Raw genomic sequence first — 21,638 nt, forward strand, 5'->3', positions numbered from 1 at the left:
AGGAGACCCATGCAGCCCGAAGACATGATCCTGGTGAGCGTCGACGACCACCTGGTCGAGCCCCCGAACCTGTTCGAGGGCAGGGTCGCAAGCAAGTACGCCGACCAGACGCCGCGAGTCATCCGCCAACCCGACGGGTCGGAGGTCTGGACTTTCAACGGTGCGATCATTCCCAACATCGGCCTCAACGCCGTGGCGGGGCGCCCGCGCGAGGAGTACGGCATCGAGCCCACCGCCTTCGACGAGATGCGGCCGGGCTGCTACGACATCCACGAGCGGATCAAGGACATGGACGCGGGCGGCGTGCTCGGGTCGATGTGCTTCCCGTCCTTTCCCGGCTTCGCCGGCCGGTTGTTCGCGACCCACCCCGACAAGGACCTCGCGCTCGCCGTCACCCAGGCGTACAACGACTGGCACATCGACGACTGGTGCGGCTCCTATCCGGGACGGTTCCTTCCGATGGGGCTGCCCGTGCTCTGGGATCCGGAGTTGTGCGCCAAAGAGATCCGCCGTAACGCCGATAAAGACTGCCACTCCGTGACTTTCACCGAAAACCCCGCCACGCTCGGATTCCCGAGCTTCCACGACGAGTACTGGGATCCGATGTGGCGGGCGCTGTCGGACACCAACACGGTGCTCTCGGTACACTTGGGGTCCTCGGGCAAGATCACGATGACGGCCGACAACGCCCCCATCGACGTCATGATCACGCTGCAGCCGATGAATGTGTGCTCGGCGGCCGCCGACCTACTCTGGTCGCGCGTCATCAAGAAGTTCCCCGACGTCCGGTTCGCACTTTCCGAGGGCGGCACCGGATGGATCCCCTACTTCATCGATCGGCTGGACCGCACCTACGAGATGCATCACCTGTGGACCGGCCAGGACTTCGGCGGCAGGCTGCCCAGCGAAATCTTCCGAGAACGCTTTCTGACCTGCTTCATCGCCGATCCGATCGGAATCAAACTCCGCCACGACATCGGCATCGACAACATCGCTTGGGAGTGCGACTACCCGCACTCCGATTCGTCGTGGCCCTTGGCGGCCGAAGAACTCGCCCTCGTCATGGCCGGGCTGCCCGACGACGAAGTCAACAAGATCACCTACGAGAACGCTTGCCGGTGGTATTCGTTCGATCCGTTCAAACACCGCACCCGCGAGCGGTGCACGGTGGGGGCCCTGCGCGCCGAGGCGGGTGACCACGACGTCGAGATCCGCAGCTTCGACCACGCCCGGTTCGAACGCACCATAGGTGCAACCCTCGGCTCCGTGAGCGCGAAGCTCGATGTCTGACAACGAACAACGCCCGTTGCGAGTCGCGGTCGTGGGCGCCTCCTCGGGTCTGGGCCGATGCATCGGAATCGGGCTCGCACAGCGGGGCGCGCATGTCGCGCTGTTGGCGCGTCGATACGACAGGCTGGTCGAAGCGGCCAAGGAAGCGGGCAACGGTGCGGTAGCCGTCGCCTGCGACGTCACCGTAACCGACAGTTGCCAGAAAGCGATCTCCGAGGCGGTCGGCGCGCTGGGCGGCCTCGACGCCCTGGTGTACACGACCGGCATGGGCGTGCTCGCGCCACTGCGCGATGTGACTGCGGAACAATGGGCGCAGTTGTTCGCGACTAATGTCACCGGCGCTTCGCTTGTCACCGCCGCGGCCGCGCCACACTTGGCCGCGGCGGCGGGTTCGGCCGTGTACCTGTCGTCGCTGAGTGCGTCCTATACGACTCCCTGGCCGATGCTCGGAGCCTACGCGGTGACGAAGGGCGCGTTGGACAAACTCGTCGAGGCCTGGCGCATGGAACATCCGGAGATCGGCTTCACCCGCCTCGCGGTGGGCGACAGTCTCGGCGGCAGCGGCGACGCGCAGACCGAGTTCAACAAGAGCTGGGATCCCGACGCGTTGGAGACGGCCATCCGGTTCTGGATGGAGAACAAGTACATGCTTGGTGGGTTGGTTGACGCGGAGCATCTGACCGAAGTGGTCAATTCCGTGATCCGTTGCGGGAATAGCAGTTTCATCCCTTACCTAACCCTTGCCCCGCGCACCTCCGACGCAGTGAAGGAACTTCGCAAATGGTGAACCACGAACCGCGAATGCTGATCGATGGCAAGCTCGTCGAGTCCGAGACCGGGCGGCAGTTCGAAAACGTCAACCCGGCGACGGAGGACGTCCTGGGCACCACCAGCGACGGTACCCGCGCCGACATGGAGCGTGCGATCGCCGCGGCGCGGCACGCGTTCGACAACACCGAGTGGTCGCGCGACGGCGAAGCGCGCGCCGAGGGACTGCGGCAGCTGCAGGCGGCGCTGGAAGCCGAACGCGAGGACTTGCGAGCCGAACTGGTCGCCGAAGTCGGCTGTCCCGTGTTATCCACCTATGGACCGCAGCTTGACGTGCCCCTCAAGGAAGCCCTCTCCTGGCCCGCCGACATGATCCGCGAATTCGCATGGAAGCGTTCGCTTCCGGACAAGGACGCGTTCGGCATGGGCAGCCTGACCACCCGCGAGGTGTGGAAGGAGCCGATCGGCGTCGTCGGCGTCATCACCCCGTGGAACTTCCCCTTCGAGATCATCCTCAACAAGATCGGTCCAATCCTCGCGATGGGGAACACGTGCGTGCTCAAGCCCGCCCCGGACACTCCGTGGAACGCCACCAGGATCGGCCGAATCGTCGCCGAGCAGACGGACATCCCGCCCGGCGTCATCAACATTGTCCCATCATCCGATCACCTTGTCGGCGAGGCGATTTCGACGTCGCCGCTGGTCGATATGGTGGCGTTCACCGGTTCGACGGCCACCGGCAGGCGCATCATGGCCGCCGCCGCCGAAACCGTCAAGCCAACGTTCCTCGAACTCGGCGGCAAGTCCGTGTACCTGGTTCTCGACGAGGACGGAGACATCAGCGGACCGGTGGATGGCAGCGCATTCATCTGCATGCACGCCGGGCAGGGTTGCGCCATGCCTACCCGCCTGCTGGTGCCCAACTCACGCTACGACGAGGCAGTCGAACTAGTCACGGCTGCAATGGAAAAAAACAAGTACGGAGACCCCACCGATCCGTCGGTGCTGCAGGGACCTCTGGTTTCCAAGAAGCAGCAAGATCGGGTACTCGGCTATATCGAGAAGGGCAAGCAGGAAGGCGCCCGACTGGTCACTGGCGGCAAGGTGCCCAAGCATCTGCCGAAAGGCTATTTCGTCGAGCCGACTGTGTTCGCCAATGTCGACAACAAGATGACCATCGCCCAGGAGGAGATCTTCGGTCCTGTGCTGTCGGTCATCGGGTTTGACGGGGATGACGACGCGGTGCGGATCGCCAACGACTCGATCTATGGCCTGTCGGGCGTCGTGTTCGCCAATGACCTCGACCGCGCGAAATCCGTGGCGAGCCGGATCAGGACCGGGACGCTCGGCATCAACGGCGGTCTCTGGTACGGCGCCGACGCCCCGTTCGGCGGCTACAAGCAGTCCGGCGTCGGCCGTCAGTGCGGCATCGAGGGACTTGAGATTTTCACCGAGACAAAGACGGTCGGCTGGCCGGCGTCCTGACTCCCAACGAAAGAAGCGACAATGAAGTCCAAAGCAGCAGTGTTGCGCGGCGTCGGTGTGGACTGGGAAGTCACCGAAGTCGACCTCGACCCACCACATGCGGGTGAAGTCCTGGTCAAGATGGCGTACGCGGGAATTTGTCACTCGGACGAGCACTTCTACACCGGCGACAGTGTGCCGACCCCGGAGATGGAAGAAATGATGCGGGCGTCGGACATACCGGTCCCCGAGTGGTTTCCCATGCTTGGCGGCCACGAGGGCTCCGGTGTCGTCGAGGCGGTCGGCCCCGGGGTCAAGACACTCAAACCCGGTGACCATGTGGCCATCTCGTTCCTGCCTGCTTGCGGTAGCTGCCGATGGTGTGCGACCGGGCACACATACCTGTGCGACATTGGCGCCGACATCTACAGCAAAGCGATGACCACCGACGGCACCCGACGGCGCCACCTCGACGGCGAAGACCTCATGGCCATGATGCAGGTCGGCACCTTCTCCGAATACGTGGTGGCGTCCGAGCGTTCGCTCGTGAAAGTGAACGACTGGATCCCCCTGGAGGCCGCGTCACTGGTGTCCTGTGGTGTGACAACAGGTTTCGGGTCGGGATCCGTCGCGGCGGGCACGGGAGCGGGTGACACCGTCGTGGTGATTGGTGTCGGCGGAATCGGGATGAACGCCGTGCAGGGCGCAAAGGTCGCGGGCGCCAAGCACATCGTCGCTGTCGACCCCAACGAGTTCAAGCGTGAAGTCGCGCCGACGTTCGGCGCCACCCACACCGCTGTCGACGCCGGTGCGGCAGTGGAACTGGTCAAGGAGATCACCTGGGGAGTCATGGCCGATCGCGTCGTTCTCACCCCAGGGGTCGTACCCGCAGACCTGATCTTTACGGCGATGATGTTGTTGCGCAAGGGCGGAACCTGTGTGCTGACAGGGATGGCCAAGATCACCGACATGATGGTCCCGATGATGCTCGGTGACATGGTCAACTCCTGCAAGACCTTCAAAGGGGCGCTCTACGGTGAGATGAACCCGCGCGAAGCCATGCCCAAGCTGCTATCGATGTACGAGGCGGGCCAGATCAAGCTCGACGAGCTGGTAACTCAGAAGTACAAGCTCGACGACATCAACGAAGCCATGAAAGACCTTCGCGCGGGCAAGAACATCCGCGGCGTAATCGCCTTCGAGTAGTTGCCGGTAGCAAAAAGGAATTGGACGCGATGAGCATCCCTGATGGACCTACCGCAGGCTCGTTCCGCCTGGATCCGGCCGCCGACGTATGGACACTCGTCCGCGAACTGGTGGCAGGGCAACGCCGTATCGCCGAGATCGAACAAATGCTCACGGCTGCACAAGCCGAGCCCGCCAACGACGTCGACGAGATGCTGAGTCTTTCCTTTGGCCCCAAAAACGATTCTGACCTGGCCATGTTGAAGGCGCTCTGGTATCAGCGGACACTCCCAAAACTTATTGCGCAACTGGGTCTCGCCCTTGAGGTCCACGAAGCGTTCGGCGACCCCATCGATGCGGCCCGCGGGCAAAACACCGGCTCCGGTTCGTCCAAGCGCGACTTTGTGCGCCGGAAAACCCTGCGCGGCAACGCTTCCTAAAGCTGCACCCCGAGCAGCGCGTCGACCGCGGTCGCCACCGACGCCGGCGCACTGGCATCGTGGCCCCCGTACTCGAGTGCGTCGGTCGCCCAACCATCAAGCGCGGCAAGAGCTTTCGGTGTGTCGAGGTCGTCGGCCAGGTAGCGACGCACGCGGGCGATGACGTCGGCGGCATCCGGGCTGGCGGTCAGGGCGGTCGCGGCCCGCCAACGCCCCAGCCGCTCGGTCGCGTCGTCGAGCACCTGCCGGCTCCAGGACCGGTCCGCGCGGTAGTGCCCGGCCAAGAGGCCCAGCCGGATCGCCGCCGGCTCGACACCCTGTGCACGCAACTCCGACACCAGGATCAGGTTGCCGCGGCTCTTGGACATCTTGTGCCCGTCCCAGCCGATCATGCCGGCGTGCACGTAGTGGCGGGCGAATCGCCGCTCGCCGCGGACACATTCGGCGTGGGCGGCGGTGAATTCGTGATGCGGGAAGATCAGGTCGCTGCCGCCGCCCTGGATGTCCACGGGGCTGCCGATGCGGCTGAGCGCGATCGCCGCGCACTCGACGTGCCAGCCGGGCCGGCCGGCGCCGAAGGGCGAGGGCCAGCTGGGCTCGCCGGGCCGCGCCGCCCGCCACAACAGGGCGTCCAGTTCGTCGGTCTTGCCGGTGCGGTCCGGGTCGCCGCCGCGCTCGGCGAACAGCTGCAGCATGGTGTCGCGGTCATAGCCGGACTCGTAGCCGAACTGCACGGTGGCGTCCGCCCGGTAGTAGATGTCGGGATAGTCGCCGTCGAGGACGTACGCCGCACCCGACGCCAGCATCTTCTCGACGAGCTCCACCACTTCGGCGATCGCCTCGGTCGCCCCGACGTACTCGCGCGGCGGCAGTATCCGCAGCGCCGTCATGTCCTGGCGGAAGAGGTCGACCTCCCGGTCGCCCAGCTCGCGCCAGTCGACGCCGTCGCGCTCGGCGCGCTCGAGCAGGGGGTCGTCGATGTCGGTGACGTTCTGCACGTAGTGGACGTCGTGGCCGAGGTCCAGCCACTGCCGGTGCACCAGGTCGAAGGCCAGGTAGGTGGCCGCGTGACCGAGGTGGGTGGCGTCGTAGGGGGTGATGCCGCAGACGTACATGGTTGCCTTGGATCCGGCCGCCACCGGACGCACCTGCCGGTCGGACGTGTCATACAACCGCAGCTCCGGGCCGCGCCCCGGCAGCACCGGGACCTGTGCGGAAGACCACGTCTGCATAACGTCGACTCTAAACGCGCACCGGATCAGCGAAATTCCTGGCGGATGGCGCCGAGGAGGATCGGGGCCAGCTCGGCGCGGCACATGACGAAGTCGGGCAGGTACGGGTCGAGCTGGTTGTAGCGCAGCGGCGAGCCGTCCAGCCGCGACGCGTGCATGCCGGCGGCCATCAGCACCCCGGCCGGGGCGGCCGAGTCCCATTCCCACTGCCCCCCGGCGTGAACATAGGCGTCGACGTCGCCGTCGATGACGGCCATCGCCTTGGCGCCCGCCGATCCGATCGCCACGGGCTGAATGTGCAGCGTCTGGCGGATGCGATACAGCACCGCGGGCGGCCGGGTGGCGCTGACCGCGATCCGGATGGTCCCGGGGATGCCGGTGCGCGCGGCGCCGGCGGTCACGGTGTCGCTGCGGTACACCGTGTTGCCACGGGCGGGCAGCGAGACGGCCGCGTCGGTGATCTCGCGCTGCCCGTCGGTGGGCCGCTGCCACAGCGCGATGTGGACCGCCCAGTCGTCGCGTCCCGGCGTGGAGAACTCGCGGGTGCCGTCCAGCGGGTCGATGATCCACACCCGGTCGTGATTGACCCGGGAAAGGTCGTCGTAGGCCTCCTCGCTGAGCACCGCGTCGCCGGGCCGCTCGGCCCGCAGCCGGCGCAGGATCAACGCGTTCGCCAGGCTGTCCCCCGCGTCGCCTAGGGCCCAGGGATGGCCGAAACCGATTTCGTCGCGCACCTTGAGCAACAGCTCACCCGCGTCCGCGGCGAGATCGGCGGCGAGGGCGGCGTCCGTCATCTCACCCGGCGCGGAAGTCACCGGTTCAGTATCGCCGACGACCTTGCCCGCTTTATCCGGTGGCGGCGACCCGCACTAGAACGCCGGCCAGGGAATGGGGCGGTGCCGGTTAGGCGCCGGCATGACCGGGTTGTCCAGCAGCCGGCACGCGCGCCGGCGCAGCGCCGCGATTTCCGCGCTGGTGATGTGCCCGGCCAGCTCGTCGGCGAACGAGCCGGCCAGCGAATCGGCGAGCCCGGCGATCGCCTCGCACGTGTTGTCGTCGATCGGCTTGCCGGCCCAGCCCCACAGCACGGTCCGCAGCTTGTTCTCCACGTGCAGGGACACCCCGTGGTCGACGCCGTAGATGTGGCCCTCGAGGTCGCGCAGGACGTGGCCGCCCTTGCGATCGGCGTTGTTGATCAGCACGTCGAACACCGCCATCCGCCACAACCGGATGTCGTCGGCGTGCATCAGGACCACCTCGTCGCCGGCGTAGTCGTAGGCCCGCAGCACCGGCAGATACCCCGGCTCATGTTTGTCGGCGGGAAACAGGTCGACCAGGTCGGGCAGGCTCGTGGGGGGCGAATCCACCGCGTCACCGGGCTGCTGTATCCACAGCTGCAGCATGCCCGGGCCCGCCGGCCCGTGCCGAATGATGGTGTGGGGCACGATGTTCCAGCCCAGCTGCACCGACACCAGGTACGCCCCTAGTTCGCGCCCGGCCAGGGTTCCGTCCGGGAAATCCCACAGCGGCGCCTCGCCGGAGATCGGTTTGTAGACGCAGTGCACGCTGGCCTCGCCGAGCGTCGACTCGCACAGGAAGGTGGCGTTGCTGGCGGAGCGGATGCGTCCGAGGACCGTCAGTTCGCCGTCCCGCAGCACCTCCCGCTCGTGCGCCTCGTTATTCCTCGGCGTCATCGTCGGGCCCGAGAAGCGCGCTGCGCTTGTAGCCGTTGGTGCGCGCGCAGATGTGGCCCTCGGGGTCCAGCGGTTCGTCGCACAGCGGGCACGGCGGACGGCCGGCCGAGATGACGCGGTTGGAGCGGGTGGCGAATTGGCGTGCCGACTCCGGCGTCAGGAAGACCCGCACCGCGTCGGGGCCTTCCTCGGTGTCGTCGAGCACGACCGAGGCGTCGAACTCGGCGTCGGTGACGGCCAGCAACTCGACCACCACCGTCTGCGCCTCCGAGTCCCAGCCGAGGCCCATCGTCCCGACCCGGAACTCCGCGTCGACGGGCGTGATCAACGGGCTGAGGTCGTCGATCTCGGCGGGCTCCGGCGGAACCGGCGTGCCGAACCTGCGGTTCACCTCGAGCAGCAGCGCGCCGATGCGCTCCGCGAGCACCGCGACCTGTTGCTTCTCCAAGACCACCGACACCACCCGCGAATCGCCCACGGCCTGTATGTAAAACGTGCGATTTCCGGGCTGGCCGACGGTCCCGGCCACGAAGCGGTCGGGCGTGCGGAAGACGTGAATTGCGCGGGCCATGGCACCTCCAAAATACCGGCTGTTGCCGTCGCCGTGCGATTCGATTGCCCCGCCGCAGCGAAACTAATCAGTCGACCCGCCGACCACCGCGTCGCTCGTCGGCACCGCTTCGGCCGGCCCGGTTTGCGACTCCCCTTTCGACTCATCGTGAGCCTCATCACCCTTGGTCTCGTCCTTCGGCGGCGGCCCCGCCCGCAACGCGGCGGACAGCCGGCCGCCCGTGTGGTTGACGTGCAACACGAATGGCCGCAGCGGGGTGTAGCGGATCACGGTCACCGACCCGGGGTCGGCGGTGACGCGCTGGAACCCGTCCAGGTGCATGCCGTACGCGTCGGCGACGACGGACTTGATGACGTCACCGTGGGTGCAGGCCACCCAGAGCACGTCGGCGCCGTCTTCTCCGCCGAGTTCTCCGGCCAGCCGCCGGTCGTGCGCGCGGATGGCCGCGACCGCACGAGCCTGCACCTGCGCCAGGCCCTCGCCCCCGGGGAACACCGCCGCGCTGGGGTGGGCCTGGACCACCCGCCACAACGGCTCCTTCGTCAGCTCGCCGATCTTGCGGCCTGTCCAGTCGCCGTAGTCCACCTCGGCGAGCTCCTCGTCGATCAGGGGCTCTAGGCACAGCGCCTCGGCCAGCGGCTCGACGGTGCGCCGACAGCGCAGCAGCGGGGAGGTGACCACCGCGCGGATCGGCAGGTCGCCGATCCGGTCGATCAGCCCGGCGGCCTGCTCGCGGCCCTTGTCGTCGAGGTCGACGCCCTCCGACCGCCCAGCCAGCACACCGGCGGTGTTCGAGGTGGAGCGGCCGTGCCTGAGCAGGATGACGGTCACGACGACGACCGTACTCGGTACGGGCGGGCGCGACTGGTTCGCTAGCGGGAGACCGGCACGGCGTGCGCGATCGAGTCGCGGACCGCGGCGGTCAGACTGCGCTCGTCGGTGAGGTCGATGTCGACCAGGCCGCGAATCGCCCGCGCGACCACGTCCTCGGCCTGCGGAACGGGGCCGGAGAGGCGTGGGCGGTAAATTTCGACAACGAGCGAGCGGTGCTCGATGTGGAAGGAGAAACTGCGCCCATCACCGAGTTGTCCGTACCCGCTGGCAAAGATTCCCGTCGAGATGTCCTCGACAGCAAACTCTTTGTCTGCGACATGCCGGTCAACGATGACGGTCATGACGCGACGATACCTCTCCAGTCCGACCCCATGCAGGCAACATGGCCATATTGGATGCGAAACCGTTCCCTAAAATTTGAATTTCACATTGGTGACGCGAGGGAAAATAATTGCTGCGACGACGTACGGGCGACAAACCGGCAGTCCAGGGCGCCTTCCTTGCGGTGGCGTTTTTGCTGGTAGCGGTGGCGGGTTGCTCGGGCGATCCGCTCGGTAGCGCACCGCCCACGATCGAACCGGCCCAGCCGGCCGTCTCCCCGCCGACGTCGCAACCCGCGGCCGGCACGGTGCGACAGCTGGCCGGCCACGGCGCCGCGGCAATCTTCGACGCGGCCACCCGTCAACTGGCCGTCCTGGCCCCCGGCGGCGACCCGGAGGCGCCCGCCAGCCTCACCGAATTCGGTGACCCGCAGGCCGCGCCGCGGGTGGTCGACCTGCCGGGCCCGGCGACCGCGTTGACCGGCGACGGCCGCGGCACGGCCTTCCTGGCCACCCGGGGCGGCTACTTCGTGGTCGACCTGTCCGCCGGCCGCGCGACCCGCGTACCCGTCGCCAACGCCCAGCAGGTCGACTTCACGGCCGTCGCCCAGCGAGCCGACGGAACGCTGGTGCTGGGCAGCGCGGACGGCGCCCTCTACACCTTCGCCTCCCGGACACCGGCCTCGGTACGCAGCGCCACCATCAGCACCCGCAACAAGATCTTCGCGCGTGTGGATGCGATTGTGGCACAAGGGAATACGATAGTGGTGCTGGATCGGGGCCAGACCTCGGTGACGACGATCGGCGCCGACGGACGCGCCGAGCAGGCGCTGCGAGCCGGGGAGGGCGCCACCACCGTTGCCGCCGACTCGCTGGGCCGCGTCCTGGTCGCCGACACCCGCGGCGGGCAGCTGCTGGTCTACGGCGTCGATCCGCTGATCCTGCGGCAGGCCTACCCGGTGCGGCAGTCCCCGTACGGCCTGGCCGGTTCCCGGGGGCTGGCCTGGGTGTCCCTCACCGCGGCGAACGTCGTCATTGGTTACGATCTGTCAACCGGAATTCCCGTCGAAAGGGTGCGATACCCAACCGTGCAGCAACCCAACTCGCTGGCTTTTGACGAAGCGTCGGGCACCTTGTACGTGGTGTCGGGGTCGGGTGCGGGTGTCCAGGTCATCGAGCACGCGGCGGGCACGCCGTGACGAGCCGTCAAGAACCGCGGTGGAGTCGGCTGCCGGCGGGCTGGGAAGCGGAGATGTCCGACGAATACGAATGGATCCCGCTGCGCCTGCCGCCGGAAGTGACGCGACTCAGCGCGTCCATCCGGCTGTCCATCGAGGCCGAATATCGCGGCTGGGAGCTCACCCGGGTGCGCCTCTACACCGACGGCAGCCGACGGGTGTTGTTGCGCCGCAAGAAGACTCGTCTGGACAGCCGGCGGCCCGACCAACCGGAATTGTGATGTACCGGCTTACCCGCCGGCTGTTGTTCCTGTTACCGCCCGAACGCATACACACGCTGGTGTTCGCACTGCTGCGCGCCGTCACGGTCCTGCCCGCCGCGCGGCGGTCGCTGCATCGACGGCTCGGCCCGACCGACCCGGTGCTGGCCAGCACGGTGTTCGGGGTGCGTTTCCCCGGACCGCTGGGCCTGGCCGCCGGCTTCGACAAGGACGGCAAGGGGCTGCTCACCTGGGGTGCGTTGGGTTTCGGGTATGCCGAGGTGGGCACCGTCACGGCGCAACCCCAGCCCGGCAACCCCGGCCCGCGTCTGTTCCGGCTGCCCGCCGATCGGGCCCTGCTGAACCGGATGGGGTTCAACAATCGCGGCGCCGGCGCGCTGGCGATCCGCCTCACCCATCGCCGCCCCGACGTGCCGATCGGGGTCAACATCGGCAAGACGAAGGCGGTCGCGGCCGCCGACGCCATCGGCGACTATCGGGCCAGCGCCCGGCTGGTGGGGCCGCTCGCGTCGTATCTGGTGGTCAACGTCAGCTCGCCGAACACGCCAGGGCTGCGCGACCTGCAGGCCGTGGAATCGCTGCGGCCGATCCTGCAGGGCGTCTTGCTGGAGGCCTCGACGACGTCGACGCCGGTGCTGGTCAAGATCGCACCCGATCTTTCAGATTCCGACGTCGACGACATCGCCGACCTGGCCGTCGAGCTGGGCCTGGCCGGCATCGTCGCGACCAACACCACCGTGTCACGGGAGGGACTGAACACGCCGGGCGTGAAAAAGCTTGGCGCGGGCGGTATCTCGGGGCCGCCGGTGGCGCGCAGGGCGGTCGAGGTGCTGCATCGGCTCTACGGCCGGGTGGGTGACCGGCTGGTACTCATCAGCGTGGGCGGCATCGAGACGGCCGACGACGCGTGGGAACGGATCACCGCAGGCGCGTCGCTGCTGCAGGGCTACACCGGCTTCATCTACGGAGGAGGCTTGTGGCCCAAGCACATTCACGACGGCATTGCCCGCCGCCTGCATGACGGCGGGTTCGCGTCACTCGGCGACGCGGTGGGGTCCGCGGCCATCGACCCGGGCCGACCGACGGGGGGCTCGGAACGGCTCGGGGAGCCGGGATAGCCGTCCTATTTGGCGTGTGTCAATTAAAACGGTTGAACGCCTTGCCAATACGACGCCGCGCGTTGCGGGTTGTGCATTTGTACAACTAACTGCTAGAAACAGGGTTTAGCCAGTCACATTTTGGTGAACATTGTGACCGGTATCTCAGTGGGCTAATCGGGAGAGCCTTCGAGGGGAGATGGCCATGTCATTTGTCGTTGCTGCGCCGGAAACGGTAGGGGCCGCCGCCGGGGATTTGGCGGGCATTGGTTCCGCGCTGCGAGAGGCCACCGCGGCCGCAGCGGGCCAGACGACCGCCATTACCACCGCTGCCGCCGATGACGTGTCGCTGGCCGTCTCGGAGCTATTCGGTGCGTACGGGCAGCAATTCCAGGCGATGACCGCCCAGGCGGCGGCATTTCACAACGAGTTTGTGAACCTGCTGAACGGTGGGGCGGCGGCTTACCTCGGTACCGAGCTCGCCAATGCCCAGCAGGCCATGATCGGCGAATTCACCGCCAACGGCGCGGCTGCGTCCGCCCCGCTTCTCGGCGGGTTGCTCGGCGGGGGCGGGCTGCTCGGTGGGGGCGGTCTCCTCGGCGGCTCGAGCGGCAGCGGCGGCCTGCTCGGCGGACTCGACGGACTGCTCGGCCTCGGCACCGGCGGGGGCGGGCTGCTCGGCGGGCTGGGCACCGGGTTGGGCCAACTCTTCGCACCCCTCAACACCATCGGCAGCCAATTCGCCAACGGCTTGGGTTCACTATTTCTCAACCCGGCGATCCTCAATGCCTTCCCCACACTCAGCGACTTCTTTGGGCCGATAAACCTCGGCAACTTGACGCCCGGCCTGAGCCTCACCTCGGGACCCCTCGGCGCCTTGCTGGGGCCGACCCTCAACGGCGTCGGACTCGACGTGGGCAACTTCCTGTCCAACGAGCTCGTCAACGGCATAACCCTGTCCAACCTTTTCGGCGTCGGCACCGGGCTCTTCCAGGACGTGCCGCTGCTCCAGGGACTGCAACCCCTGCTGAATTCGTTGCTGCCGGGGCTATTCGGGCCGATGCCGTCGGGCGGCGCGGCCCCCTATCCCAACCCGTACACCGTCCTCTTCGAGACGACGGCGCTGGATCTGAACTTGATGGGCGCGCAGTTCGCGACCCATCCATTCCCGATCCTGAGTCAGATCATCGCCAACCAGAGTCACTACGCGCAGATCTTGGCGAGTGGGTTCGCGACCGGCCTGCAGGGCTTTCCCGCGAACGTGCCGACGAACATTCAGCTCGCGATCCAGGGCGCTTCGACCTTCAACCCGGTGGCCATCGGGGAGGACTTCGTCGGCGGGACCACCGGCCTATGGGGGACCATCGGCTCGTCGCTCGCCAAGATGGGCTCGGACCTGCAGGGCACATTGCCCGCCGCGCTCCGCGACATGTCGGCGGCTCGGGACGCGATAGCCGTCGGCAACTACTACCTGGCGGTGCAGGACGCGGCACACGCGCCGATCGACCTGTTCATCACCGGATTCGACACCAGCCACCTGGCGATCACCGGCGGCATCACCAGCATCATCCCGCCCAACTTCGCGGTGAACATCGCTGGGCCGGTCGGGCTGGAGGGTCCGGCCGCCGAATTGCTGCCCATCCTGTCCGCGATCGGACAGCAGCCGGTCGGCGTCGCGAGCCTGGTCCCGCACGGGTCCATCCCCGGGATGATGCTCGGCAACCTCGCCAACGCGGTCGACACCCTGGTCAACGCAAACGTCACGGCGAACTTCGCGCTGAATATCAGTGGCATACCGCCCGGCGGCACGCTGGCCGGCACCGCCATTTTCGGGTTGCCGCTGCAGCTAGGCTTCGCGATACTGGGCCCGCCGTTCGCCATGGCGAACGGAATCGCCCAGGGGGCAACGGCTTTCGGTGCGGCCGCGCAGACCGGCAACGTCCTGGGAATGCTGAACGCGATCGGCGATATGCCCGCTTACGCCGCGAACGGCTTCCTCAACGGCCAGCTCATCGTGGATCTGCCGCTGCCGATCACGGTATCGACGCCGCTTTTGGGCTCTCTCACCTTGCCAGCCATCGCCCATGTCCCCTTCGACGGACTTCTCACGCCGCCCGAACCGCTGACGGTCACGATCCCGGCCGGCGTCGCGGGAATCACCGTTCCGATCAATGCCACCCTCGGCGGCACCGAATTCGGGGGCCTGTTCCCGACGCTGTTCAACACCATTCCGGAAGCGATCGCCGCGGCGATCACACCGACCGGCTAGTCCCTGTCGCGAAAGTGCAACTGGCGACGCGTTGCCCGAGTGGGCCTGTCGGCAGTTGCACTTTCGCGAACGTGCGGGCTACTTCTGCTCGTAAGTCCCGTAGATGTAGGCGCGCGCGATCGCGTGCTGGAACAGGTTGAACCCGAGGAACGCCGGGCTGGCGTCTTCGGGCAGGTCGAGCTTCTCGACGTCCACGGCGTGCACCGCGACGTAGTAACGATGCGGGCCGTGGCCCGGTGGCGGCGCGGCGCCGACGTAGCGGCGCATGCCGGCGTCGTTCACCAAAGTCAGTGCGCCGCCGGGCAAATCGCTGCCGTCGCCGGCATTGTCGGGTAGCTCGGTGACGTCGACGGGCAGGTTGGCCACCGCCCAGTGCCAGAATCCGGACAGCGTCGGGGCGTCCGGGTCGTAGACGGTGACCGCGAAGCTGCGGGTCTCCTCGGGGAACCCCGACCAGCTCAGCTGCGGGCTGACGTCCTCCCCGCCGGCGCCCATGATCCCGCTGACTTGCGGGGTGGCCAGCGGCTGCCCGTTGGTAATCGAGTTCGAATTCAGGCTGAACGACGGCAGTTTCGGCAGCGCGTCGTACGGGTCGGGCGGCAGGCTCATGGGCGATCCTCTCTTTGGTTGTCTGCTAGCAGTGTGTCAGGAAGTGTTCCAGCACCTCGGTGCCGAACCTCAGCGCATCGATGGGTACCCGTTCGTCGACGCCGTGGAACAGCGCGGCAAAGTCCAGGTCCGGCGGCAGCCGCAGCGGGCTGAAGCCGAAACAGCGAATCCCCAAGCGCGCAAAGGATTTCGCGTCGGTGCCACCGGAAAGCATGTAAGGCACCGTCCGGCCGTCGGGGTCGACCGCCAGCACGGCGGCGTTCATGGCATCGACCAGCTCACCGTCGAAGCTGGTCTCGTACGACGGGAGGTCTCTGATCCATTCGCGGGTCACGTTGGGGCCGATCAGCTGGTCCACCTCGGCCTCGAATGCCGCCTTGCGGCCCGGCAGGATGCGGCAGTCCACCACCGCCTCCGCCGTCGCGGGGATGACATTGGCCTTGTATCCGGCCTTGAGCATCGTCGGGTTGGCGGTGTCGTGCAGGACGGCCTTGAGCATGCGGGCCATCGGGCCGAGCTTGTCGATCGTCCCCGCCAGGTCGGGCGAATCGATGTCGAAGCTCAGCCCGGTCTCCTCGCTGACGGCGGCCAGGAACTGCTGGACGGTGTCGGTGACCACCAGCGGGAATTGGTGCCTGCCCAGCCGGGCGACCGCCTCGGCGACGGCGGTGACGGCGTTCTGGTCGTGCACCATCGACCCGTGTCCGGCCGGGCCCTGGGCGCTCAGCCGCATCCACGACATCGCCTTCTCGGCCGTCTCGATCAGGTAGAGCCGGCGCTCTCCCCCGTCGCGGCGCGGCACGGTCAGGGAGAACCCGCCCACTTCGCCGATCGCCTCGGTGACGCCGTCGAACAGCTCCGGCCGGTTGCTGACCAGCCATTGCGCCCCGTAGTGGCCCCCGTGCTCCTCGTCGGCGACGAACGCGAACACCAGATCGCGGGGGGGCACGATGCCGGCCCGTTTCAACTGCCGGGCGACCACGATCATCATGCCGACCATGTCCTTCATGTCGACCGCGCCGCGACCCCAGACGAAGCCGTCCCGGATCGCGCCCGAGAACGGGTGCACGGTCCAATCGGCGGGCTCGGCCGGGACCACGTCGAGATGCCCGTGGATCAGCAGGGCGCCGCGCGAGCTGTCCGCGCCGGGTAGGCGGGCGAACACGTTGCCGCGGCCGGGGGCGCCGGACTCGACGTACTGCGGCAGGTAGCCGACCTCTTGCAGCTGCTCGGCGACCCACTGGGCGCACTCGGCCTCGCCACGCGTGGTCTCGGGTTCGCCGGTGTTGGTGGTGTCGAACCGGATCAGCTTGCTGACGACCTCGACTACGTCATCGAAGCGATTGGACGGCTGCTCGCTGTGATCGGTCACAACCACCTTTCCTACCACTGGCGGCGCGACCGGGCTCGGGCCGGAACCCCCGGCGCGCGGCGAGCTAACTTGGGTCCGCGCGGGCCGATCCGATAGCCTTAGCTGCCAACTCTCGTTGGTCTTGTCCGAGTGGCGGAATGGCAGACGCGCTAGCTTGAGGTGCTAGTGCCCTACTAATGGGCGTGGGGGTTCAAGTCCCCCCTCGGACACACGACTGAGGCGAGCGAAATGAACGCTCGCGTTCATTTCCGAGCCGATGGAGTGTGTTGAGCGGCGAAGCCGCGATCACACAGCGGTTTTACGACCCGTGTGTTGAGCGGCGTAGCCGCGATCACACCGCGGCTTTACGACCCGTGTGCGTTGAGCGGCGAAGCCGCGATCACACCGCGGTTTTACGGCCCGGCATGCCGCTTGGGCGGCGGGTAGACGGCCCGGGCGATCGTCGCCGACAGCCATCCGATCCCCCATCCGAGGCCGACCAGCAGGAACGTGCGCCGGGTATCCGCGCCAGCCACCGCCGAAACTCCGACCAAGATCACGGCCCACACCACCGCGCAGGCGATGCTGTAGGACGTGTAAGTGCGCCGACTCATTTCGCCATTCCTCTCGTGTCGCCGCGAATTCCCCTCGCGCACAAGGCTATCTGAGTGATGAAACTCACCGCGAAAAATCCGGCCCCCTGACCTTCTGCGCGCAGCGCGACGCCGCACGTAGGCTAGATAAAGGCCAAGCCTGGCGAATGCGACCAATGAACCCACCGAGCGGCTTTCTTCGGCGAACGGCGACGCGCACGTTCCGCGACCGTCGCGAGGCCGGCCGCGTGCTCGCCGAGCAGTTGGCGTCCTACCGGGGCAAGGACGATCTACTGGTTTTCGGGCTCGCCCGCGGCGGCGTCCCGGTGGCGTGGGAAATCGCGGCGGCGCTGCACGCCCCGCTCGACGTATTCCTGGTCCGCAAGCTCGGGGTGCCGCGCTGGCCGGAGCTCGCGATGGGCGCCCTGGCCAGCGGTGGTGCGGTGGTGATGAACGACAACGTGGTTTCGAGCCTGCACATCACAGACGAGCAGGTCCGCGAGGTGGTCGCCAGCGAGACGGCCGAACTCCACCGGCGCGAGCAGGCGTACCGGGGCGGCCGCCCCATCGCCGACCCGCGGGGCAAGACCGTGATCCTGGTCGACGACGGCATCGCCACGGGGGCCAGCATGCTGGTCGCCGTCCGCGCGCTGCGGGCCGCGGGCCCGCGGTCGATCGTCGTCGCGGTTCCGGTCGGCCCCCCGTCGACGTGCCGCGAGATCGGGCAGGAAGCCGACGACGTGGTGTGCGCGACCATGCCCCCCGGGTTTGAAGCCGTCGGACAGGTGTACGCCGACTTCCACCAGGTCAGTGACGATGAGGTCCGCGAGCTGCTGAATACGCCGACCCGCTGACGGCTATGTGGTGCGGTCCTCGCCGCGGCCGTCGGCGGGCACCGCGGACTGCTCGCTGGTTTCGAGCCCCTGTGACGACTCGCCGACGGTGGTGTCCTCGGCGGCGGGTCGTTCGCCCTCCTCCGGGACTTCCTCGGGGTAGTCGACCGTCGCCTCCTCGCCGTCCCCCGCTGCTACGGCGTCGTCGGCGACTTCGCCGCCGGCATCGCGCCGCTGGCGTTCCCGCAGGGCGTCGATGATCAGCAGCACTACGCCCAGGACGCTGGCGCCGATGCACACCCAGGCGACCAACTCGTTGCTGGTGACGACCGCGAACACCAACGCGACGAGCCCGATCAGGGCGAGTACCAGCGCAATGATCAGCATCGGCCATCCTCCAGGCGACGAGCGGGACTGCCAGGTCTAGTGCAGGTTAGTGCCGCGTCGTGGCTTGGCGCGGCTGCCAGGCTAGTTATTACCCCGATTGAACTGGTCGAACCCGCCGGCATCGGCGCTGGAGTCGACGGGTGCCGCCGAGCCACGCTGGCCGAGTTCCTCGAGCTGAGATTCGAGGTAGGTCTTGAGGCGGGTGCGGTACTCGCGCTCGAACGTGCGCAGCTGCTCGAGGCGGCCCTCCAGCACGGTGCGCTGCTGGTTGATGGTTCCCATGATTTCGGAGTGCTTGCGTTCCGCGTCGGCCTGCAGGGCGTCGGCCTTCTCCTGGGCCTGCCGCAACTGGGTCTCCGAGCGGCTCTGAGCGTCGGCCAGCATCGCGTCGGCGCGCTGCCGGGCCTCGGCGACGGTGGTCTCGGCGGTGTGCTTGGCCTCGCTGAGGATCTGGTCGGCGTTGGCGCGCGCGTCGGCCAGCATTTTGTCCGATTCGGCCTTGGCGGTGCTGGTGAGCCGGTCGGCGGTGTCCTGGGCCAGGGTCAGCACCCGGGCGGCCTTGAGGGCCTGCTCCTCGTTGGTTCCCGCGGGGGCCGCGGGCGGCGGGGGCGCCACGACGGGCGCCGGCTTGACCGGCTCGGGTTCGGGCTCGTAGGTGGGGATCGCCTGGGTGGGCTGGGCGGCGCCACCGCCGCCACCGGCGGCCAGCTCGCGGTCCAGCTCCTCGATGCGTTGACGCAGATCGGAGTTCTCCTCGATGAGCCGCGTCAGCTCGTTTTCCACCAGGTCGAGGAAGGCGTCGACCTCGTCTTCGTTGTAACCGCGCTTGCCGATCGGCGGCTTACTGAACGCCACATTGTGGACGTCGGCTGGTGTAAGCGGCATTGTTCGTCCCCTCGAGTTCCTGTCAAACGATCTGGAAAGTGTAGAACGGAGTGGTTGCCGTCGTGCAACTGCCGTCCATCCTGTCACACCAGACCCGGCGGTAGCCGATTAGCCCAATAATTAAGAACCAATTTCAAACACTAAGACCAATAAAATCCAAACCCTTAAAGTTTTTAAATCGCGGCCGCCGAACCGACGCTAAAACGTGGCCGAACCGTCTCCGGGCTCCGTCGGCGCGCTCACGGCGTGGCTCCCGCCGCGGCGCCGAACGCCAGTTGCATGCCGATGAACGCGACCAGCAGCAGCACCATGATCGACAGGTCGAAGCGGACCGCCCCGATGGTGAGCTGCGGGATCAGCCGCCGCAGCAGTTTCACCGGCGGGTCGGTGATCGACATGATGATCTCGAGAACCACCACGGTGATGCCGGTCGGATGCCAGTCGCGGCTGAACGAACGGATGAACTCGACGACGACCCGGGCGATCAGCAGCAGCCAGAAGATGAACAGCGCGAACCCAAGGATCTGAAAGAACAGCACCAACTCCGACGCCCCGACCTAACCGATGAGATGACCCGAATATCAGCCGCCAGCGTACCGAGTCAACGGTGCGGGCACACACCTCACGGCCGCCGACCTGCTAGGCGGCGGCCCGGGCGCGCCTATTGGTAAGCGTAAAAACCGGTTTCGGCGATCCGGCGACGCTCCTCGGGTGACACGTCGACGTCGGCGGGCGACAGCAGGAACACCTTGGTCGCGACCTTGTCGAACGAGCCGCGCAGCGCGAAGGCCAGGCCGGCCGCGAAGTCGACGAGCCGCTTCGCGTCGGCGTTGTCCATCGACACCAGGTCCATGATGACCGGGGTGCCGTCGCGGAACCGCTCGCCGATGGTGCGCGCCTCGCTGTAGTCCTTGGGCCGCAGCGTAGTGATCTTCGACAGCGGGCTGCCTTCTTCGAAGAGCATCGCCATCCGGCGCGGGTCCATCGCCAGCGCGCCACGGGTGGAGTTCCGCAGCCACGACCCGAGGCGGGGGCGGCCCATCTCCGGACGGTCGAATTCGCGGGGGCTGTAGCCCCGCTCCTCCGGGTAGCCGCCGCGGTAGCTCGGCGGGTAGTCGGCGGGCTCGCCGCGCGGGTCGTCGAAGTCGCGCCCGTCATAGCGCCCGTAGCCGTCGTCGAAGCGCGGGCGGGGGAATCCGCGGGAGGGCGCCCGGTCGTCGTAGTACTCGTCGTCGTAGTCCTCCATCGGAGCCATACCGAAGTAGGCCTTGACTTTGTGCAGTGTGCTCATCGCTTAACCCTTCTAGCCCCTGGGATTATTGGTGTCTGTGATGAAGGTGTGACTACAGTGACTAATTACGGTGACGGTAGCCGCCGCGGACCCAATAGCGCGGTACCGACACGCACACATGTCGAACCATGTTTGACGGCGATTTCGAAGTCGCCGGACATGCCGGCGGACAAGCCCACCGCATCCGGGTGCGATTCGAGCACCCGGAGGTGCTCCGATCGCAGCAGGTCGAAGGCCCGCTCCGGGTCCCAGTCGAGCGGCGGGATGCCCATCAGGCCGAGCAGCTTCAGGCTTTTGGAGTCCGCGACCTGCGCGCAGACCTGATCGAGGGCGCCGGGGGCGGTGATGTCGACGCCCCCGCGGGACACGTCGCCGTCGAGGCTGACTTCGACGTAAACGCGCAGCGGCTCGGACCGGCGTCCCTCCGACAGCGCCGTCGACACCGCCCGATCGAGCGCGGTCACCAGCCGGGTGCTGTCGACCGAGTGGGCGGTGTGCGCCCAGTTGGCCAGCGACCGCGCCTTATTGCGCTGAATGCGGCCGACCATGTGCCAGTGCATATTCGGCAAGTCCGCACGCGCCGAACTACCGGCCAACCGCGCGACTTCGGCGACCTTCGCCGCGGCTTCCTGGTCGCGGGATTCGCCAACGCACCGACAACCCAATCGAGACAAAATCGCGACATCGGTTGCTGGAAAGAATTTGGTAATGGGGAGAAGTTCAATTTCGCTGACATTGCGGCCCGCCGCTTCCGCGGCCGCCGCAAGTCGCGAACGCACCGCGGCCAATGCGTGCGTCAATTCCGTTTCGCGGTCTTGCCCGGCCGGCATGTCCCCCGCCATGGAGATCACTCCATCCAGACCAGCGACGCCAGCCGACCAGTCGGCGCGTCCCGGCGATGACTGAACAGGGTCGGGTCGGCCACCGTGCAGCGGGGGTCGATGTCGATCGCCGTGACACCCAAATCCCTTAGCTGGCAAGCGATTCCGGCCCGAAGATCCAGTCCGGGCGTGCCCGTCGAGGTGGTGGTCCGGCTGCCCGGCAGCACCGCCTCGACCTCGTCGGC

At 67.4% G+C, this 21,638-nt stretch carries 24 protein-coding genes, 1 tRNA gene and 1 pseudogene; 11 read left to right on the plus strand and 15 right to left on the minus strand.

Annotated elements, in window-relative coordinates; translation table 11 throughout:
• Nucleotides 1–9: 9 nt before the first annotated feature.
• From N415_RS06775 to N415_RS06795, 5 genes are read left to right on the plus strand one after another with little or no spacing between them, the layout of a single operon-like run.
• Nucleotides 10–1,290: an amidohydrolase family protein gene (locus N415_RS06775; RefSeq protein WP_068178640.1), complete on the plus strand. Its 1,281-nt coding sequence runs from the start codon at nt 10–12 to the stop codon at nt 1,288–1,290.
• Nucleotides 1,283–2,077: an SDR family oxidoreductase gene (locus N415_RS06780; protein ID WP_068178643.1), complete on the plus strand. Its 795-nt coding sequence runs from the start codon at nt 1,283–1,285 to the stop codon at nt 2,075–2,077. Before N415_RS06775 ends, N415_RS06780 begins: the two co-directional genes overlap by 8 nt.
• Nucleotides 2,071–3,543, plus strand: coding sequence for an aldehyde dehydrogenase family protein (locus N415_RS06785; protein WP_068178646.1), 1,473 nt, complete (start codon nt 2,071–2,073; stop codon nt 3,541–3,543). Before N415_RS06780 ends, N415_RS06785 begins: the two co-directional genes overlap by 7 nt.
• A gap of 21 nt (nt 3,544–3,564) precedes the next feature.
• Nucleotides 3,565–4,728 (plus strand): NDMA-dependent alcohol dehydrogenase, encoded by a 1,164-nt coding sequence (locus N415_RS06790; protein WP_068178648.1) that lies wholly within the window; start codon nt 3,565–3,567, stop codon nt 4,726–4,728.
• Nucleotides 4,729–4,757: 29 nt separating this feature from the next.
• A complete protein-coding gene (locus N415_RS06795) occupies nt 4,758–5,147 on the plus strand; it encodes a hypothetical protein (protein WP_068178651.1) in 390 nt (129 codons plus the stop codon).
• On the opposite strand, the gene mshC is transcribed toward N415_RS06795, so the two are convergent.
• The 6 genes from mshC to N415_RS06825 form a co-directional block, all read right to left on the minus strand.
• Nucleotides 5,144–6,379 carry a cysteine--1-D-myo-inosityl 2-amino-2-deoxy-alpha-D-glucopyranoside ligase gene (gene mshC, locus N415_RS06800; protein WP_068178654.1) on the minus strand — a complete coding sequence of 412 codons (1,236 nt, stop codon included), beginning with the start codon at nt 6,377–6,379 and terminating at the stop codon, nt 5,144–5,146. The two genes, N415_RS06795 and mshC, sit on opposite strands and share 4 nt — an antisense overlap.
• Nucleotides 6,380–6,405: 26 nt before the next feature.
• A complete protein-coding gene (locus N415_RS06805) occupies nt 6,406–7,173 on the minus strand; it encodes an inositol monophosphatase family protein (protein WP_068108429.1) in 768 nt (255 codons plus the stop codon).
• A gap of 75 nt (nt 7,174–7,248) precedes the next feature.
• On the minus strand, nt 7,249–8,073 hold the full coding sequence (locus tag N415_RS06810) for an SCO1664 family protein (RefSeq protein ID WP_343203454.1): 825 nt from the start codon (nt 8,071–8,073) through the stop codon (nt 7,249–7,251).
• Nucleotides 8,057–8,644, minus strand: a complete 588-nt coding sequence (locus N415_RS06815; RefSeq protein ID WP_068108432.1) for a DUF3090 domain-containing protein — start codon at nt 8,642–8,644, stop codon at nt 8,057–8,059. The genes N415_RS06810 and N415_RS06815 overlap by 17 nt, the downstream gene beginning before the upstream one ends.
• A 63-nt stretch (nt 8,645–8,707) precedes the next feature.
• A complete protein-coding gene (locus tag N415_RS06820) occupies nt 8,708–9,475 on the minus strand; it encodes a histidine phosphatase family protein (protein ID WP_068178660.1) in 768 nt (255 codons plus the stop codon).
• A 41-nt stretch (nt 9,476–9,516) separates the two neighbouring features.
• Entirely contained in the window at nt 9,517–9,819 is a 303-nt protein-coding gene (locus N415_RS06825; protein ID WP_068108438.1) for a hypothetical protein, read from the minus strand.
• A 113-nt stretch (nt 9,820–9,932) separates the two neighbouring features.
• Between N415_RS06825 and N415_RS06830 the strand changes: the two genes are divergently transcribed.
• The 4 genes from N415_RS06830 to N415_RS32185 all read left to right on the plus strand — a co-directional run bounded on the left by N415_RS06830 (nt 9,933) and on the right by N415_RS32185 (nt 14,623).
• On the plus strand, nt 9,933–10,997 hold the full coding sequence (locus N415_RS06830) for a hypothetical protein (protein WP_068178729.1): 1,065 nt from the start codon (nt 9,933–9,935) through the stop codon (nt 10,995–10,997).
• A gap of 53 nt (nt 10,998–11,050) precedes the next feature.
• Nucleotides 11,051–11,257, plus strand: a complete 207-nt coding sequence (locus N415_RS06835) for a DUF5703 family protein (protein ID WP_068108689.1) — start codon at nt 11,051–11,053, stop codon at nt 11,255–11,257.
• Nucleotides 11,257–12,375 carry a quinone-dependent dihydroorotate dehydrogenase gene (locus tag N415_RS06840; RefSeq protein ID WP_068178663.1) on the plus strand — a complete coding sequence of 373 codons (1,119 nt, stop codon included), beginning with the start codon at nt 11,257–11,259 and terminating at the stop codon, nt 12,373–12,375. The genes N415_RS06835 and N415_RS06840 overlap by 1 nt, the downstream gene beginning before the upstream one ends.
• A 184-nt stretch (nt 12,376–12,559) precedes the next feature.
• Nucleotides 12,560–14,623: a PE family protein gene (locus N415_RS32185; RefSeq protein WP_068178732.1), complete on the plus strand. Its 2,064-nt coding sequence runs from the start codon at nt 12,560–12,562 to the stop codon at nt 14,621–14,623.
• 78 nt (nt 14,624–14,701) lie between these two features.
• On the opposite strand, the gene N415_RS06850 is transcribed toward N415_RS32185, so the two are convergent.
• Both N415_RS06850 and N415_RS06855 read right to left on the minus strand, forming a co-directional pair.
• A complete protein-coding gene (locus N415_RS06850) occupies nt 14,702–15,232 on the minus strand; it encodes a YbhB/YbcL family Raf kinase inhibitor-like protein (RefSeq protein WP_068178667.1) in 531 nt (176 codons plus the stop codon).
• A 25-nt stretch (nt 15,233–15,257) separates the two neighbouring features.
• A complete protein-coding gene (locus tag N415_RS06855; RefSeq protein WP_152531268.1) occupies nt 15,258–16,604 on the minus strand; it encodes a M20/M25/M40 family metallo-hydrolase in 1,347 nt (448 codons plus the stop codon).
• 123 nt (nt 16,605–16,727) lie between these two features.
• On the opposite strand from N415_RS06855, the gene N415_RS06860 reads away from it, so the two are divergent.
• Nucleotides 16,728–16,813, plus strand: a tRNA-Leu gene (locus N415_RS06860).
• 183 nt (nt 16,814–16,996) lie between these two features.
• Here N415_RS06860 and N415_RS06865 read toward each other — a convergent pair.
• Nucleotides 16,997–17,197: a hypothetical protein gene (locus tag N415_RS06865; RefSeq protein ID WP_068178673.1), complete on the minus strand. Its 201-nt coding sequence runs from the start codon at nt 17,195–17,197 to the stop codon at nt 16,997–16,999.
• Between the two features lie 146 nt (nt 17,198–17,343).
• Here N415_RS06865 and N415_RS06870 point away from each other — a divergent pair.
• Nucleotides 17,344–18,030, plus strand: a pseudogene (locus N415_RS06870) (phosphoribosyltransferase); the annotation flags it as partial.
• A gap of 3 nt (nt 18,031–18,033) precedes the next feature.
• Here N415_RS06870 and N415_RS06875 read toward each other — a convergent pair.
• The 6 genes from N415_RS06875 to N415_RS06900 form a co-directional block, all read right to left on the minus strand.
• Nucleotides 18,034–18,396 (minus strand): hypothetical protein, encoded by a 363-nt coding sequence (locus tag N415_RS06875; RefSeq protein ID WP_068178680.1) that lies wholly within the window; start codon nt 18,394–18,396, stop codon nt 18,034–18,036.
• A gap of 81 nt (nt 18,397–18,477) precedes the next feature.
• On the minus strand, nt 18,478–19,281 hold the full coding sequence (locus N415_RS06880; protein ID WP_068178683.1) for a DivIVA domain-containing protein: 804 nt from the start codon (nt 19,279–19,281) through the stop codon (nt 18,478–18,480).
• A gap of 239 nt (nt 19,282–19,520) precedes the next feature.
• Complete coding sequence (locus N415_RS06885) at nt 19,521–19,823, minus strand: YggT family protein (protein WP_068178686.1); 303 nt, start codon at nt 19,821–19,823, stop codon at nt 19,521–19,523.
• 119 nt (nt 19,824–19,942) lie between these two features.
• Complete coding sequence (locus N415_RS06890; protein ID WP_068108493.1) at nt 19,943–20,572, minus strand: cell division protein SepF; 630 nt, start codon at nt 20,570–20,572, stop codon at nt 19,943–19,945.
• A gap of 65 nt (nt 20,573–20,637) precedes the next feature.
• The gene (locus tag N415_RS06895) at nt 20,638–21,414 is read right to left on the minus strand and encodes a YggS family pyridoxal phosphate-dependent enzyme (protein ID WP_068178735.1); all 777 of its coding nucleotides are present in this window, start codon (nt 21,412–21,414) and stop codon (nt 20,638–20,640) included.
• 5 nt (nt 21,415–21,419) lie between these two features.
• The coding region (locus N415_RS06900; RefSeq protein WP_193376415.1) for a laccase domain-containing protein at nt 21,420–21,638 on the minus strand (219 nt) is incomplete at its 5' end.

The sequence above is a fragment of the Mycobacterium sp. UM_CSW genome (assembly GCF_000455205.1).
GTDB lineage: Bacteria > Actinomycetota > Actinomycetes > Mycobacteriales > Mycobacteriaceae > Mycobacterium.